The 16,336-nt window shown below is 67.1% G+C and carries 13 protein-coding genes; 6 read left to right on the plus strand and 7 right to left on the minus strand.

What is annotated here, in order from left to right:
- Nucleotide 1 precedes the first annotated feature (1 nt).
- The 3 genes from H7H34_RS08760 to paaN form a co-directional block, all read right to left on the minus strand.
- Complete coding sequence (locus H7H34_RS08760; protein WP_185924956.1) at nt 2-874, minus strand: branched-chain amino acid ABC transporter permease; 873 nt, start codon at nt 872-874, stop codon at nt 2-4.
- A 122-nt stretch (nt 875-996) separates the two neighbouring features.
- A complete protein-coding gene (locus H7H34_RS08765; protein ID WP_245165328.1) occupies nt 997-2,097 on the minus strand; it encodes an ABC transporter substrate-binding protein in 1,101 nt (366 codons plus the stop codon).
- Between the two features lie 152 nt (nt 2,098-2,249).
- Nucleotides 2,250-3,911, minus strand: a complete 1,662-nt coding sequence (gene paaN / locus H7H34_RS08770) for a phenylacetic acid degradation protein PaaN (RefSeq protein WP_185924958.1) — start codon at nt 3,909-3,911, stop codon at nt 2,250-2,252.
- A 341-nt stretch (nt 3,912-4,252) separates the two neighbouring features.
- Between paaN and paaG the strand changes: the two genes are divergently transcribed.
- From paaG to H7H34_RS08790, 4 genes are all read left to right on the plus strand, one after another.
- On the plus strand, nt 4,253-5,116 hold the full coding sequence (paaG, locus tag H7H34_RS08775) for a 2-(1,2-epoxy-1,2-dihydrophenyl)acetyl-CoA isomerase PaaG (RefSeq protein WP_185924959.1): 864 nt from the start codon (nt 4,253-4,255) through the stop codon (nt 5,114-5,116).
- Between the two features lie 2 nt (nt 5,117-5,118).
- Nucleotides 5,119-5,583 (plus strand): hydroxyphenylacetyl-CoA thioesterase PaaI, encoded by a 465-nt coding sequence (gene paaI, locus H7H34_RS08780; protein ID WP_209006184.1) that lies wholly within the window; start codon nt 5,119-5,121, stop codon nt 5,581-5,583.
- A gap of 90 nt (nt 5,584-5,673) precedes the next feature.
- Nucleotides 5,674-6,984 (plus strand): phenylacetate--CoA ligase PaaK, encoded by a 1,311-nt coding sequence (gene paaK, locus H7H34_RS08785; protein WP_120268223.1) that lies wholly within the window; start codon nt 5,674-5,676, stop codon nt 6,982-6,984.
- A gap of 76 nt (nt 6,985-7,060) precedes the next feature.
- Entirely contained in the window at nt 7,061-7,663 is a 603-nt protein-coding gene (locus H7H34_RS08790) for a TetR/AcrR family transcriptional regulator (protein ID WP_120268222.1), read from the plus strand.
- Nucleotides 7,664-7,723: 60 nt separating this feature from the next.
- Here H7H34_RS08790 and H7H34_RS08795 read toward each other — a convergent pair whose 3' ends face one another.
- On the minus strand, nt 7,724-9,205 hold the full coding sequence (locus H7H34_RS08795) for a LysM peptidoglycan-binding domain-containing protein (RefSeq protein WP_185924960.1): 1,482 nt from the start codon (nt 9,203-9,205) through the stop codon (nt 7,724-7,726).
- A 195-nt stretch (nt 9,206-9,400) separates the two neighbouring features.
- Here H7H34_RS08795 and H7H34_RS08800 point away from each other — a divergent pair, with 195 nt between their 5' ends.
- Nucleotides 9,401-10,042: an LOG family protein gene (locus H7H34_RS08800; protein WP_185924961.1), complete on the plus strand. Its 642-nt coding sequence runs from the start codon at nt 9,401-9,403 to the stop codon at nt 10,040-10,042.
- An 89-nt stretch (nt 10,043-10,131) separates the two neighbouring features.
- Here H7H34_RS08800 and H7H34_RS23420 read toward each other — a convergent pair whose 3' ends face one another.
- The 3 genes from H7H34_RS23420 to H7H34_RS08815 are packed head-to-tail and all read right to left on the minus strand — an operon-like array spanning nt 10,132 to nt 15,423.
- A complete protein-coding gene (locus H7H34_RS23420; RefSeq protein ID WP_185924962.1) occupies nt 10,132-13,743 on the minus strand; it encodes an efflux RND transporter permease subunit in 3,612 nt (1,203 codons plus the stop codon).
- Complete coding sequence (locus H7H34_RS08810) at nt 13,740-14,843, minus strand: efflux RND transporter periplasmic adaptor subunit (protein WP_185924963.1); 1,104 nt, start codon at nt 14,841-14,843, stop codon at nt 13,740-13,742. Before H7H34_RS08810 ends, H7H34_RS23420 begins: the two co-directional genes overlap by 4 nt.
- Nucleotides 14,844-14,868: 25 nt before the next feature.
- Nucleotides 14,869-15,423, minus strand: a complete 555-nt coding sequence (locus tag H7H34_RS08815; protein WP_120268217.1) for a PadR family transcriptional regulator — start codon at nt 15,421-15,423, stop codon at nt 14,869-14,871.
- Nucleotides 15,424-15,878: 455 nt separating this feature from the next.
- Here H7H34_RS08815 and H7H34_RS08820 point away from each other — a divergent pair, with 455 nt between their 5' ends.
- Complete coding sequence (locus tag H7H34_RS08820; RefSeq protein ID WP_209006185.1) at nt 15,879-16,259, plus strand: hypothetical protein; 381 nt, start codon at nt 15,879-15,881, stop codon at nt 16,257-16,259.
- Nucleotides 16,260-16,336: the final 77 nt, after the last annotated feature.

The raw sequence follows: 16,336 nt of genomic DNA on the forward strand, positions 1-16,336 counted from the left end.
GTCACACGCGCTCCACGCTGGCCTTGCCGAACAGGCCGCCCGGCATGGCGAAGAGCACGACAAGGATGACGATGAAGGCGATGGCGTCCTTGTAGGTGGACGAGATGTAGCCGGCGCCGAGCGCTTCCAGCAGGCCGACGGCCAGCCCGCCGACCACCGCGCCGAGCGGATTGCCCATGCCGCCGAGCATGGCCGCGGCGAAGCCCTTGAGCGCCAGCAGCATGCCGACGTCGTAGCTGGTCAGGGTGATCGGGGTGACGAGAATGCCGGCAATGGCGCCGATGGCCGCCGACATGACGAAGGACAGGCCCATCACGAAGGAGGTGTTGATGCCGACGAGACGCGCGGCCAGCCGGTTCGCTGCCGTCGCCAGCACGGCCTTGCCGATCAGCGTGCGGTTGAAGAAGGCCCACAGCAGCACGACGATCACCGCCGCCCCGCCCAGCACCCAGAAGCTCTGGGGCAGGATCGCGGCACCGCCGAAGCGGATCGGCGTGTCGCCGGAAAAGGCGGGGAGCGAGTGGAACTGCTTGTCGAACACCACCTGGGCAAGGCCGCGAAGGAAGATCGAGGCGCCGATGGTGATGATGATCAAGGTCACGGGCGAGGCGCCGCGCGCCGGCTCGATGGCCAGCCGGTGCAGCAGCAGCCCGACCACCATCGCAACGAGGATGGCGCCGATCACGGCCAGCGGCAGCGGCACGCCGGCAGCGGTGGCGAAGACCGTGGTCATGCCGCCGATCATGACGAACTCGCCTTGCGCGAAATTCACCACGTCGGAGGCGTTGTAGATGATGGTGAAACCGAGCGCGACCAGCGCGTAGACCGCGCCGACCGTCAGTCCGGAAACACAGAATTGCAGCAACTCGGGCATGGGTCCGCCGTCAGCTTGCCCGCGCCGTCGATGCGGCGGGGCCGGGGGCCTTCGATGTCGTGAGCAGGAGCCCTGCCGCGCGCCGGATCTCGCCGGGCGCGCGGCAGGGGAGGGCTTGCGCCTTACTCGGCCAGCGTCCAGTCGCCGCCGCGGATTTCCAGCATGCGGAACGCGGTCAGGTCGAGGCCCATGTGGTCGTCCGCCGACATGTTCACGACACCAGCGGTGCCCATGAAGCCCGAGGTCTTCTCGATCTCGTCGCGGATAGCCTTGGGATCCTCGGAACCGGCGCGCTTCATCGCCTCGACCAGGATCATCAGGCCGTCATAGGCGTGGCCGCCGAAGGTCGACACCGGCAGGCCGGTCTTTTCCTCGTACATCGACTTGTAGCCGGTGACGACGGCCTTCTGCGGGTCGCTGTCCGGCAGCTTGTCGGCGACCAGAAGCGCGGAAGCCGGAAGCCGCACGCCCTCGGCCGCATCGCCGGCCAGGTCGATGAAGGACTTCGAGGCAACGCCGTGGCTCTGGTACAGCGGCACCTCGATGCCGAGCTGCTTGTAGTTGCGCGTCACGATGGCCGGGCCCTGGCCGAAGCCGGGGTTGATGACCGCCTGCACGCCGGCAGCGTTCTTGATGTTGGTCAGCTGCGGCGTCATGTCGGAGTCGCTCGGACCGTAGGTCTCGTCTGCGACGATCTCGATGCCGTAGTTGCCGACCACCGAGAGACACTGCTCGCGCATCGACTTGCCGAAGCCGCCGGTGCCCGAGATCATGCCGATCTTGGCAAGGCCCTTGGCCTGCATGTCCGCGAAGATCTTCTCGCAGGCCATGCGGTCGGTATGCGGGGTCTTGAAGGTGAACTCCTTCACCGGATCGATGATGACCACGGCGCCGGCGAGCGAGATGAAAGGAATGCCCGCATCCTCGAAGACCGGGATCATCGCCATCGTCGTGCCGGTGGTGGAGCCGCCGACCACCGCGACGACCTCGTCGTCTTCCACCAGGCGGGTGGCGAAGGTGCGCGCCTTGTTGGCATCGGCGCTGTCGTCATAGACGATCAGCTCCAGCTGCTTGCCGTTGACGCCGCCTTCGGCATTCAGCTTCTCGACATACATTTCCAGCGTCTTGGCCTCGGGATCGCCGAGGAAGGACGCAGGGCCCGTGACCGACAGCGAAGCGCCGATCTTGATGGTGTCGGCCGCCGCAGGGGCCGCCCAGACCATGGCGACACCGGCCAGCAGGGCCGCGCCACGGATGCATTTTCCGAAAACTGCCATTCTTGTTTCCTCCCACAGGTCCAGTGCAGTCTGTTTCCGGTCTCCCGTTCGGAAAGCAGGGGCCGGGGGCAAACGTGTCGCCGCCGGCCCGTCCGTTCCTACGCCGCGACCGGGCGGCGCATGGCTGCCACGCGGAAGCGGTTGGCGACGAAGGCGCTGTCGCACAGACAGGCATTGCCGGCCGGGTTCGCTCCGGTGACGTGATAGTCGGAGAAGGCGGCGGACTGGTTCACGAAGATGCCGCCGGTCAGGTTGACCGAAAGCGCCACGCCGGCATCGGCGAAGGCATCGGCCGCCTTGTCGATCAGGGTCTCGTCCGTCGCATAGAGGGCTGCGGTGATCGCGCCGCGGGTCTTGGCCGAGCCGGCCGCACGGGCGATCGCGTCCTCCGCGCTGTCGGTGGCGATCACGAAGCTGATCGGCCCGAAGCGCTCCTCCAGATAGGCGGCTTCATCCGCGGCATCGACCGCCAGCACGAGCGGGGTCGCCGAGCGGGCGCCGTCCATGCCCTCGACCGGGGTGCTGTCGCGCAGCACCTTGCCGAGCTTGCGGGCCTCAGCCACGCGCTCCAGCGTCGCCTCACTCTGCACCGCGCCGAGCACGCCGGCCGCCCGCTGGGGATCGCCCAGCAGCTTGTCGACGGCGGTTGCGACGGCGCCGGCCACCTCGTCGAAGCTCTTGTGACCCTCGTCCGTGTCGATGCCGTCGCGCGGCACGAAAATGTTCTGCGGCGCGGTGCACATCTGCCCGGAATAGAGCGAGAGCGAAAAGGCGATGTTGCCGGCCATGCCGCGCATCGACGGCGTGCCGGTGATGACGATGGAATTGACGCCGGCTTCCTCGGTATAGACCAGCTTGCCCTTGGCGTTCTCGCGCACCCAGGCGCCGAAGGCCGGCGAGCCGGTGAAGTCGATGATGGCGACGTCCGGATGGGTGACCAGCTCCTTGGTCAGCGGCTTGTCGGCGGTGTCCGCGGCAAGCTGCAGCACGTTCGGGTCGAATCCGGCCTCGGCAAGCACCTCGCGGCCGATCTTGACCGTCAGCGCCAGCGGCAGGATCGCGCCCGGATGCGGCTTGACGATCACCGGGTTGCCGGTTGCAAGGCTGGCGAAGAGGCCCGGATAGCTGTTCCAGGTCGGGAAGGTGGCGCAGCCGATGACCAGCGCCGGCCCGCGCGGCACGATGCGGAACTGCTTGTCCAGCACCAGCGGATCCTTCGGACCCTGCGGCTTTTCCCAGCGCACGGCGCCGGGAATGCGGCTCATCTCGTCATAGGCATAGGCGACGGCCTCGAGACCGCGATCCTGCGCATGCGGGCCGCCGGCCTGGAAGGCCATCATGAAGGCCTGGCCGGACGTGTGCATCACCGCATTGGCGAACAGGAAGCTCAGCCGGTTGATGCGGTGCAGGATCTCCAGGCAGACGCCGGCGCGCGCTTCCGCGCTCGCCTTGCCCCAGCCGTCCATCGCGGCCTTGGCGGCGGCAACGGCCATGTCCGGGGTGGTCTCGGGATAGGTGACCCCAAGGTCGAGGCCGAAGGGGCTGACCTCATGGCCGACATGACCGCCGGTCGTCGGCTGGTCCAGCTCGAACGGCTTGCCCAGCAGAGCCTTGAAAGCGGCCTCGCCGTCGTCCTTCGCGCTCTCGCCGTAGATCTTGCCGGAGGGCATCTCCGGATAGGCGGACCAGTAGCCGCGGCTATGGATGGTCTCCACCGCCTTGTCCAGGGTCGCCTTGTGCGTGTCGAAGAATGCGGCCATGACCGTCTCCCTGCGTGACGCGCTTGGCCGGGGACGCACGCCGATACGGTCCCGTCTTGCGGGATCCCTCGACGTTTTCCTCCCGGCGGACGCGCCGCCTGATGTCTTGCCCGCCTCTCCGGCCGTGTCCAGGCTGTGCCTGATCGCGGTGCCACGGGGCGGGTCGGTTCGTTGGTTCGGACGCGATTGACAGCGCCCGATTGACGATCATAATAATTGACCGACCGGTTGGTCAGTCAAGTGAAAAATCACGAGGGCGACCGGTACGCATCGCGGCGAGGGAGGGCACCCCGAGGGTGGATCCACGTCGCGGCGGCGGCACCGGCGCAACGGGAGGGCGCATGCAAACCGAGACTTCTGCAGCTCACGGCGGGGCGGAGCCCGCGCCCGTTCTGGTCGAGCGCGAGGGCGGCGTTCTCGTCGTCACGTTGAACCGGCCGGACAAGCTGAACTCCTTCAACGAGGCGATGCATGCCGCGCTGCGCGAGGCGATGGACCTTGCCGAGAGCGATGCGGAAATCCGCTGCGTGCTGCTGACCGGCGCCGGGCGCGGCTTCTGCGCCGGCCAGGATCTCAGCGACCGTGTCACCGCGCCGGGCGATGCCCCGCCGGACCTCACCCGCACCATCGAGGCCAACTACAATCCGCTGCTGCGCCGGCTGAAGGCGCTGCCGAAGCCGGTCGTCTGCGCCGTCAACGGCGTCGCGGCAGGCGCCGGCGCGAACATCGCGCTGGCCTGCGATATCGTTCTGGCCGCCGAAAGCGCAAAGTTCATTCAGGCCTTCTCGAAGATCGGCCTCGTGCCCGATTCCGGTGGCACCTGGTCGCTGCCGCGCCTTGTCGGGCTGGCCCGCGCCAAGGCGCTGGCGCTTCTTGCCACCCCGGTTCCCGCCCGCCAGGCGGAGGAATGGGGCATGATCTGGAAGGCATTGCCCGATGGCGAGCTGATGGGCGAGGCGCGCCGCCTTGCCGGCGAGCTGGCCGCCGCGCCGACCTTCGGCCTCGGCCTCGTCAAGCAGGCGCTGGAAGCCTCCTTCGGCAACGATCTCGACACGCAGCTCGACCTGGAGCGCGACCTGCAGGGGCTGGCCGGCCGCTCGCCGGACTACGCGGAAGGCGTCGCCGCCTTCATGGCCAAGCGTGCGCCTGCCTTCACCGGCCGCCCGCCGAAGGGCGCGGGCACGGGTCCGGAGGGGGAGGCGTGACCATGACCGATACGCAAGCCGCACGGCCAGCCAACAGCATGACCCCGGATGAGCTGGCCCGCGCCTGCGCCGATGCCATGTGGGCCGGCGACAAGGCGAGCCAGGGGCTCGGCATGGAGATCCAGGAGGTGGGTTCGGGGCGGGCGGTGATCGCGATGACCGTCACCGAGGCGATGGTCAACGGCCATGGCATCTGCCACGGAGGCTACATCTTCACGCTGGCGGATTCGGCCTTCGCCTTCGCCTGCAACAGCCACAACCAGAACACCGTGGCGAGCCACTGCGCGGTCAGCTTCCTGCGGCCCGGACGCCTCGGCGAGCGGCTGGTTGCCACGGCCTTCGAGCGCTGGCGCGAGGGGCGCTCGGGCATCACCGACGTGACCGTGACCAATGCGGCCGGCGAGGTCCTCGCCGAGTTCCGCGGCAATTCCCGCACCATCAAGGGCACCCACCTGCCGGTCGAGTGATCGGCAGGAACGACGGATTTCAACAAGAGCGATGACCGCGCGGGGGAGAGCCCCCGTGACGGCACAGGACAATCCGGGAGGATTAGACGCATGTTCGATCTGGCGCCGAAGCCGGGCGATCTCGACCCCATCGAAACCGCTTCTCGCGACGAGATCGCGGCCCTGCAGCTCGACCGGCTGAAATGGTCGCTGCGTCACGCCTACGAGAACGTTGCCCATTACCGCAAGAGCTTCGACGAGGCCGGCGTCCATCCGGACGACCTGAAGACCCTTGCCGATCTCGGCAAGTTCCCCTTCACCTACAAGCAGACCCTGCGCGACAACTATCCTTTCGGCATGTATGCCGTGCCGCGCGAGCAGGTAGCCCGCGTCCATGCCTCGTCCGGGACGACGGGAAAGCCGACCGTGGTCGGCTACACCCGCAATGACATCAAGACCTGGGCCACCGTCATGGCCCGCTCGCTGCGCGCCGCCGGTGCCCGGCCGGGCATGATCTGCCATGTCGCCTACGGCTATGGCCTGTTCACCGGCGGTCTCGGCGCCCATTACGGGGCCGAGGAACTGGGCATGACCGTCGTGCCGATTTCCGGCGGCATGACCGAGCGCCAGGTGTCCTTGATCGAGGACTTCCGTCCCGACGTCATCATGGTGACGCCATCCTACATGCTGGCGATCCTCGACGAGTACCGCGCGCGCGGCATCGATCCGCGCGAGTCCTCGCTGAAGGTCGGCGTCTTCGGTGCCGAGCCCTGGACCAACGCCATGCGCCAGGAGATCGAGGCCGCCTTCGACATGCACGCGGTCGACATCTACGGCCTGTCCGAGGTGATGGGGCCGGGTGTCGCCAACGAGTGCGTCGAGACCAAGGACGGTCTGCACATCTGGGAAGACCATTTCTATCCCGAGATCATCGACCCGGTGACGGGCGAAGTGCTGCCGGACGGCGAGATCGGCGAGCTCGTCTTCACCTCGCTGACCAAGGAGGCGATGCCGGTCATCCGCTACCGTACCCGCGACCTGACGCGCCTGTTGCCGGGCACGGCCCGCTCCATGCGGCGGATGGAGAAGGTGACGGGCCGCTCCGACGACATGATGATCCTGCGCGGCGTCAACGTCTTCCCGACGCAGATCGAGGAACAGTTGCTGCGCGTCGAGGGGCTGGCGCCGCACTACCAGGTGGAATTGACACGCTCGGGCCGGATGGACGAAATGACCGTCCACGTCGAGGCGCTTCCCACCCATGCCGACGATGCGCAGCGCGCGGCCTCCGCCGCCGAGCTGAGGACGCATATCAAGAACGTGATCGGGATCAGCACTCGCATCGCCGTTGCCGACCCGGGCGTGATCGAACGCTCGATGGGCAAGGCGAAGCGCGTGATCGACAACCGGCCGAAGGCCTGATAGGCCGGCGCCCGCACACCAGCAGCAACGGCCGCGGGACCTTCCGCGGCCGGACCACTCCGGGGGACTGGACGACATGGCACGCCCGCGCGCCGAAGATTACGACGACAAGCGCAAGGCGATCCTGAAGACCTCGGCCGAACTCTTTGCCGAGCACGGGTTCGACCGCGCCTCCATGAACCAGATCGCCCTCGGCTGCGGCGTCTCCAAGGCGCTGCTCTATCACTACTACGCCAACAAGGATGCGCTGCTCTTCGACATCATCCGCGATCATCTGGACGAGCTGATCGCGGCGGTGGAGGAGGGCGCCACGCCGGAGATGACCGGCGAGGAGATGCTGCACGGCTACGTGCTGGCGCTGCTGGACGCCTATCGCGACGCCAATGCCGAGCACAAGATCCAGATCAACGAGATGAAGCGGCTGCCGGCCGAGCAGCAGGAGGAACTGAAGGCGCGCGAGCGTCGCCTCGTGCAGCTGTTTGCCGGCGCGCTGTCGCGGGCGGTGCCGCAGCTCGCCGAGCCCGGCTCGACGCTGCTGAAGCCGGTGACCATGAGCCTCTTCGGCATGGTCAACTGGCACTATCTGTGGTTCCGCGAAGGCGGCGCCGTCAGCCGTGCCGACTACGCGCGCATTGCCACACGCCTCATCCTCGACGGTGCCCGCAGCCTCGCCGGCTGAGCCGCCGCAGGCAGGTCTTCCGCTTTGACAACGTGAGTGCCCGGCGCTTGAGCGTCTGGCTCAGCCGCCGGTCGAGCGCTGCGCCGGCCAGTTGCGGTCGCCTTCGGGGATCATGAACACTTGGCCGGGATAGATCAGGTCCGGATTGCGGATCTGGTCCTTGTTGGCCTGGTAGATCGTCGTGTAGCGAATGCCGTCGCCGTAGCGGCGCTGCGAGATGGTCCACAGGTTGTCGCCGGTACGGATGATCACGCTCGGGATCTGGCGCGTGCCGGCATCGCCGCTGGCGCCGGAGCCTGCTCCGGCCTCGCCGGACAGAGCCACAGGACGCAGGATCACGGCCTCGTCGGCAGCCTTTTCGAAGGTCACTTCGGCGCGGGCGGTCACTTCGCCGTCGCCGGTGGTCACCTGGTCGGCGCGCACGGCCACTTCGCCGGGCTTCACCTCGCCTTGCGCTTCCAGCAGCCAGCGGCCCTTGGCATCGGTCTTGGCCTCGCCGACCAGCTGGTTGTCGAGATAGACGCGCACGTCGCTGTTCGGCTCGCCGGATCCCGCGACGAAGACCTTTTCGTTCTCTGTCTCCACCGCCTCGACGGTCACGGTCGGCGTTGCCGCATCGGCGGCAGGTGCGGTGTCGGCAGGGGCGTTGCCGCCGGTTGCGGCCGGCTGGTCGCCTGCGGCGGGCGCCGTGCTGGTGTCGCCGGCCTGCGGGGCCGCGGCCACCTGCTGTTCGGTCGTCGTGTTGCTGTCGCTGGCGCTCTGCGGTGCCGCCTGCGGCTCGGCTTGCGCCTGAGCCTGTGCGGCCGCGTCCGTCTGCTGGCCTGCCGCGGCGGTGTCGCCGCCCGGCTGCGCCGGGGCAGCGGCTTCCGTCTGGGGCGCTGCGGTTTCGCCGGTGCCTGTGGTGCCCTGCGCTCCCGAAGGCGTGTCGGCGGCGGCGCCCGCATCGGCGACCTGCTGCGGCTTCTGCAGGATCTGCGAAGGCGCGCCCGGCTCGTTCAGCATCACCAGGACTTCGCCCTTGGACGGGTCGCCCGGCACGGAGACGGCCATCGACTGCTGCGATTCGTTGAGCACCTTGCCGTCGGCATCGCGCGTTTCCAGCGTCACCGCATGCGCGCCCGGCTTGAGCGGCTGGTCGAGCACGATGGCGAATTCACCGGCGGCATTGGCGATGCCGCGGCCGATCACCTCGCCGTTGGCGAGCAGCGCGATGATGGCGCCGGCTTCCGAGCGGCCCGCAACCACGGCCGAGCCGTCCGGCTCCACACGCATCAGGTCGAAGGAGGGAACGGCGGCCAGTCGCTCCTCGACGGACTTCCCGCCGATATCGGTGTTTTCGCTGGATGTTTCGCCGGCCTTGGGCTCTTCCGTCTTTGCGGGGTCGTTGCTCGCGGTGGTCTGCGTCGCCACATCGCCGGCCGTCGGGGCCTCGGTCGTTTGCTGTGCAGGACCATCGTCCTTCTGCGACAGGTAGTAGCCGGCGGCTCCCGCGCCGGCGAGGCCGAGCAGGACAAGAACCTGGATGATGAGTTTCTGCGACATGAAAACCCGCGCTCCCCGCGATTCGCGCCGTGCGGTTACCCCTGCGACACAATATGTGTCAGCGCCCCCGAAATTCCACCGAATGACTATACGCTAAACCAGCAGCCGGCAAGCAAGCCGGGTCTCCAGCCGCCTGCGCCGGCGGCGGCATTCGCCCGCTTGACCCGCGGGGGCGCTGGCGTCACATCTAGCCTCATGAAACACGATCACACGTCACCGTGCGGCGAGGATGAAACCCGCCGCCTGAAAACCGTTTGCGTCTATTGCGGCACGGGTGAGGGCGCCGATCCCGCCTATATGGATGCTGCGCGCCAGCTTGGCCGCATGCTCGCCGCCGAAGGCCTTGGCCTCGTCTATGGCGGCGGCTCCCTCGGCCTCATGGGCGCGGTCGCCAACTCCGCGCTGGAGGCGGGCGGCCATGTCACCGGCGTCATTCCCGCGTTCCTGGAGGAGCGCGAAGTGATGATGCAGTCGGTCAGCGAGCTCGTCGTCACCAGCGACATGCACGAGCGCAAGCGCACCATGTTCGAGCGCGCCGACGGCTTCGTCGCGCTGCCGGGCGGCATCGGCACGCTGGAAGAAGTGGTGGAGATGCTGACCTGGGGCCAGCTGGGACAGCATTGCAAGCCGGTGGTGCTCGCCGATATCGGGGGCTTCTGGCGACCGCTGATTGACCTGCTCGCGCATATGCGCGGCGAAGGGTTCATTCGCGCCGGCTTCGAGGTCGACTACCGGGTTGCGAACAGCGTTGCTGAGATTCTTCCCGCCCTTCGCCGGCCGGCCGGAGCGGGCGAGGGAGCCACGGAGGCCGGCGTCGCCGATCTCGAAAAGCTCTAATGTGAAAAACTCTGAGCCAGCGCCTGCAAGGGCCTGATCTTGGACAACAAAAAGGGCCCGCAGGATGTCTCCTGCGGGCCCTTTTCATATCATTCCGCTGCCTGGGGCAGCGTGCCCGGAGGCACCCTCGGCGGTTCCTTGCGCGGCCCGATCGAGGTGACGGTGGCCGAGACCGGTGCGCCGAAGGCGGCCGAGGCCGGCGTTGCCGGAGCCTCCGATGCCGCCACGTGCTGTCTCTCCCCGAACGCAGTTTCTGCGGGCGTAGTGCCGTCCGCACCGGTGCCCGCATCCGCCTCGCGGTTGCGCCGGCTGGCGAACAGCCGCATCCACACCGTGGGCAGTGCCAGCATGGTCGGGATTACGATCAGCGTCAGGATCGTCGCGAAGCCGAGGCCGAAGATGATCGCCGTGGAGAGCTGCACCCACCACACCGCGGTGATCGAGCCGAGCGCGATCACCCGGTTGACGAAGTCGAGGTTGAGCTGCGTCATCATCGGCACCAGGCCGGCGATGGTGGTGATGGTGGTCAGCAGCACCGGCCGGATGCGCTGCGCCGAGGTTTTCAGCACCGCCTCCACCGGTTCGATCCCGTCTTCCCGGAAGCGGTTGTAGGTGTCGATGAGCACGATGGCGTTGTTCACCACGATGCCGGCCAGCGCCACCACGCCCGTTCCCGTCATGATGATCGAGAACTTCTGCCCCATCACCGCCATGCCGAGCAGCACGCCGAAGACCGACATGATCACCGTCGAGAGCGTCAGGAAGGTCTGGTAGAAGCTGTTGAACTGGGTCACCAGGATGATGAACATCAAGAACAGCGACCCGATCATCGCCTTCATCAGGAACTCGCCGGACTCCTTCTGGTCCTCGTCCGCGCCGCGGAAGCGGAAGGAGACGGTTTCCGGCCATTGCTGGGTGTCGAGCCAGGCCTGCAACTCCGCCACCTTGTCGTTGGCGGTCAGCGGCCGGGTGACGCCGTCGGCAGTGGTGATCGTGTCGGTCATCACCACATTGGCCTTCACGTCCATCGCATAGAGCCCGTCGCGGCGGGTGATGGTCGTGACCTTCTGCTGCGGCGCCCGGTCGATGAAGTTGGACAGCGGCACCTGGCCGAGTTCCGTCTGCAGGCGCAGGGAATCGAACCGGTCCAGCGTGCGCTCCGCTTCCGGCAGGCGCACGCGGATGTCCACCTCGTCCTCGGAATCGTCCGGGCGGAACTTGCCGATCAGCACGCCGTTGGTGACGAGCTGCACCATCGAGCCGACCGAGCCGATACCAGCCTGGAAACGGCCCGCCTGTTCGCGGTCGATGGTGATCTGCCACTCGATGCCGGGCAGGGGACGGCTGTCCTCGCGGTCCTGCAGGCTCTCCATGCTGTCGACATGTTCGCGCACCTTGGCGACGGTTTCCGTCAGCTCCTTGTAGCTGGTCGAGGTGACTTGCAGTCGCACGTCCTTGCCGGTCGGCGGACCGCCCTCGATCTCCCGCGTCTCCACGAAGATGCCCGGCAGGTCGGCCGTGCGTTCGCGGATCTCGGCGGCGATCTGCTTCCAGTTCCGCCGGCAGCAATAGTCGGAGAACTCGAGGTTGATCTGGGCGATCACGTCGGCCGGCTTGTCCTGCACGCCCATCATGCCGCCGCCGCCACTGCTTCCGGTGGATACCGACATCACGGCATTCTTGATGCCCTTGACGTCGATCACCTCGCGCTCGACGTCGAGCGCCAGTTCCAGCGCCTCACGGGCGGAGAAGTTGCCTCGTGCCGAAACCAGCACGATGGCCGAATTCGGCTCCTCCTCCACGAAGAACTCGACGCCTTGCGAGTTGGCCATGAAGTAACTGAGGATGCCGCCCGACAGGGCCACGAGCGCGACCAGCGTGACGACATTGCCGAACGCGGTGCCGGCGCAAAAGCTCAGCAGCCGGACATAGATGCCCGTGACGCCGCGGATCTTCGAGGCATCGAACTGCTCGCCCGCCGACAGGAGCTTTGCAGCTTCCTGCTCTTCCGCCGCCGCACGCTGCGCGCGGCGGCGGGAGGCGGCGACCAGCGGCTTGAGACCAAAATAGGCGAGCACACCCGCAGCCAGAGAGGCGACGGCGGCAATCGTCAGGAACACTTCCTGCGGCAGGGGCAGCAAGCCGGCGACCGCCGGATTGGCGAACAGCGCGGCGACGGCGGCGCCGATCATCAGGGCCACCAGCCATTCGGCGTTGCGCCCGATCCAGGAGATCGCGCCGGACATGGCCGCACCCGTCACCGGCAGGAACACCAGCGCGGTCAGCAGCGAGGCGCTGAGCACGATGATCACCATGATCGGCAGGTAGCTCATGAACTCGCCCGCCACGCCCGGCCACAGCAGCATGGGCAGGAAGGCGGCCAGCGTCGTTGCCGTCGAGGAGGTGATCGGCCAGAACATCAGCTTGGAGGCGCGGATATAGGCCTCCTGCGCGTCCATGCCCTCGGCCACCTTGCGGTCGGCATACTCGACCATGACGATGGCGCCGTCGACCAGCATGCCGACGGTGAGCACGAGGCCGAACATCACCATCGTGTTCACGGTCATGCCGACCGATTGCAGGATCAGGAAGCCGACCATGAAGGACGCGGGGATGGAGATGCCGACCAGCAGCGCGGACTTGAAGCCGAGCGCCCAGACGATCACCACCATCACCAGGAAGATCGCGGTCAGGATCGAGGATTCCAGCGAGCCGAGGATCTCGAAGATGTCCTCCGACTTGTCGAGGATGTAGTCGACGCGGATCGTCTCCGGCCAGTCTTTGGTCGCCGCCTCCACCACATCGCGCACCGCGGCGTTGTTCTCGATGATGTTGGTGCCCTTGCGCTTGACCACGTCGATGGAGATCGCCGGATGGCCGTTGACGCGGGTATAGCTGGTCGGGTCCTTGAAGGTGCGGCGGATTTCGGCGATGTCGCCGAGCGTCACCACGCCTTCGCCGCTCTGCTTGATCGGCAGGGAATACACGTCTTCCGCCGTTTCGACGAGGCCGGGAACCTTGACGTTGAAGCGGCCCTGGCCGTTGTCGAGGAAGCCGGCCGGCACGAGCTGGTTGTTGTTCGACAGCGAGGTCAGCAGTTCCTGCTGGGTGACCTGGTAGGACTCCAGCTTCATGCTGTCGATGACGACCTCGAGCAGTTCCTCCCGGTGGCCGGAAAGGTCTGCGTTCAGGACCGTCGGAACCGCTTCGATCTCGTCCTTCAACCGCCGCGCATGCCGGTACAGCGTGCGCTCCGGAACGTCGCCGGACAGCGTCACGAAGATCGTCGGCATCAGGGCGAAATTGGTTTCGACGATGGTCGGCTCGTCGGCTTCCGCCGGAATGTCGGCCTTGGCCTGGTCGACCTTGTCGCGGACATCGGCCAGCGCCTTGTCCTTGTCGAAGTCGACGTTGAACTCCAGCACGACGCCGACATGGCCCTCACCGGAGACCGTGGTGATCTCCTTGAGACCGTCGAGGCCGCGCAGGGCGGTCTCCATCGGTCTTGCGATCAGCCGTTCCGCGTCTCCGGGCGAGACGCCCTGCTGGCTGATCGAAACGTAGAAGACCGGAATGTCGATATCGGGGTCGGCCTCTTTCGGCACGCTGATATAGGCCATGATGCCGGCCGCAACCATCACCACCATCAGGGTGAGAACGGTCTTCGGCCGCCGCAGGACCGTCTCGAGCATCGAGATCATTGCGTAGCTCCTGCCATGGTGGCCACGGGCTCGACGGTCTGGCCGTCGGTCACATAGTCCTGACCGGTCACGATCAGCCGAACCGTGTCCGGCAGCCCGCCAACCCAAAGTCCGTCCTCATCGCCGCCCAGAACCGTCACGGGGTGGAAGGCGACGCGGTTCTGCTCGTCCACGGCACGGATGCCGAGCGTACCGGCATCATTCAGCGTCAGGACGCCGGAACTCAGCTTGTGAGCGCTCTCCTCCTTCAGCGGCACCCGTGCGGTGGTGGTGATGCCGTCGCGGATCGACCCGTCCTTGTTCTCGATCTCGATCTCGACGCGGAAGGTGCGGGTGGCCGGGTCGGAGGCCGTCCCGATGTAACGGATCTTGCCCGTCGCGCTGTCGCCGGTCACCAGCTCCACCTCGGCGTTCTGGCCGATCTCCAGCTTGCTCACGTCGCGCTCCGACACCTGGCCGATCGCCAGCACCGGGTCGGCGTCGATGATGGTGGCGCATACGCCGCCCACCGCCAGCACCGTGCCTGTGCTGACCATCGGGCTCTCGATGATGCCCGGGATCGGTGCCTTGATGATCGTGCGCGACAGTTCCAGCTCCTCTTCCTCGAGTCGGGCGGTTGCCGCATCCATCGCCGCCTTCAGCGCGGCGACGCGGGTCTGGGCGGTGAACCCCTTCTCGTTGAGCTGCGTGGCGGCGGTAAAGTCGAGCTCGGCCTGGGCAAGCTGGGCCCTGGCGTCGAGAACCTTGGCCTCGCGCGCGCCCTTGTCGAGCACGCAGAGCACGTCGTCCTTCGCGACCCTGTCGCCTTCCTTGACCCGGCGCTCGGCCACCCGCCCGCTGGTCTCGGCCCGCACCTCGACCTTGGCGTCGGCCTCGGTGCGGCCGCGGATCACCAGGATCGAGCGACGTGGCTGCGCCGTGATCTCGCGAACGGCGACGCGGAAGGGCTTTGCCGCCGCTTCCTCCGCGCGCTGCGAGGGGGGAGGTGTCGCGTTTTCCGAGTCGGCCATGCCGCCGGCCACAAAACTGCCCGTCCACATCCAGCCCGCAACGCCGGCGACGATGCCGACTGCGAGAACGTGGGAGAAGCGGATCTTCATTCGGGGGATCTCCGGCTGTGTTCGTTCACTCGGCGGCCAGGGGGAGGGCGGGGTGGCCGAGTGCGATGTCTTCAAGTCTGTGTCGGTTCGCTTCCAGGAAGCGGATGTCCTCGGTCATGCAGTTGCGCCCGTATTCCAGGATGAAGCTCGCGGCCGGGCGCCGGTCGCAGGGTTCGGATCCGATCGCTTCCAGCTTGGCCAGCTCCTCGCGAAGATGCGCCAGGCGCGCGTCGATGGCCTTTGCGATGACCTGCGGCCCGACCATCTCCGCGCACATGGCGACCAGCAGGAACGGCGAACGGTAGGTGTCGGGTGCGGGCGGCCGGCTGAGATCGCGGACGAACTCCTCTCGACCCGCCTCGGTGATGGAATAGACCTTGCGCGACGGCTTGCCGCTCTGGGCCTCCTCGCGCACGGTGACCAGACCTTCGGCCTCCAGGCGGGCGAGCGCCGGGTAGATCGACCCGAAGCTGGCATCGACGAAATAGCTGTACTTGCCTTCGGTCGAGAGCTTACGGATCTCGTAACCTGTTGCGTCTCCGAAATTGAGGATTGCAAGGCACAGGGTTCTCACGCTCATTCTCGGTTTCCTTCCGCCCTCGCCGGGAGTGTCGGCCCGTCGCCCTGTCGTTGCAGGCGATCTTCTTGTTCGGCCGTTGCCGGTCGCGATCCTGTCGATGCGATCCGGTTTCGTTCCTGATGGCATGTCCGTCCCGACCGCGCTTGCGCTTTTGTGCCCTTCAGGGCGTGCTGGCTGCGGACAATGCCGGTTCGATATATTCTTGATTAGTGATATATCGGTTCGATATACTTCCGCCTTATATAGGCTGCACGCCTCCGGACACAAGCGATCCGCGAGGGATTTTTCGCAGCCAGCGGTTTTTTTCGAGCCTTGGAATGCGGACGGGGCCGACTGCGGCAGTCGACCACGTGGACATTCTCGTCGCCTGCGCCATCTTGATGAGGAGATGGATCGGGCAGGGCGCGTTGACGCTCTTGCGATCTCGTCTACGCTTCAAGGAAAGGTGCGGATCCATGACCGACCTGAAAGACGTGCACTCCTCCTCCCGGTCCGGCGGCATCCCCCGTCTGCTCGCCCAGCCGTTTTTCCGGCTTCTTGCCATCAACTGGCTGATCGGCGCCTTTGCCGCCGCGCTCGTGCTCGGTGGCTTGATGTGGCTCGATACCGGCGGCCTTCGCAGCCTGATCCTTGCCTCCGACCAGCCCTGGCTGCCCGTGGTGGTGCTGCTCGCCGGCCTGATGATCACCCTGTGCTCGGCCGCGATGGGCGCGGCGATCATGGCGCTGCCGTCGGAGCCCGGCGACGACCGGGGGCGCCGAGCGCGTGGCGGGACCCAAGTTGCGCTGGAGCCGGCACTTGTCCCGGTTCCTGTGCGTGTGCGTGAGCGCGGCTGACGCGAAGGCCTTGCATCGGCGCACGGTTTTGGGTTTCCTCCGGGCTTGAGCAGCCCGTCTTGGGCCTGGTCCCCTCG

The sequence above is a fragment of the Stappia sp. 28M-7 genome (genome assembly GCF_014252955.1).
Classification (GTDB): Bacteria; Pseudomonadota; Alphaproteobacteria; order Rhizobiales; family Stappiaceae; genus Stappia.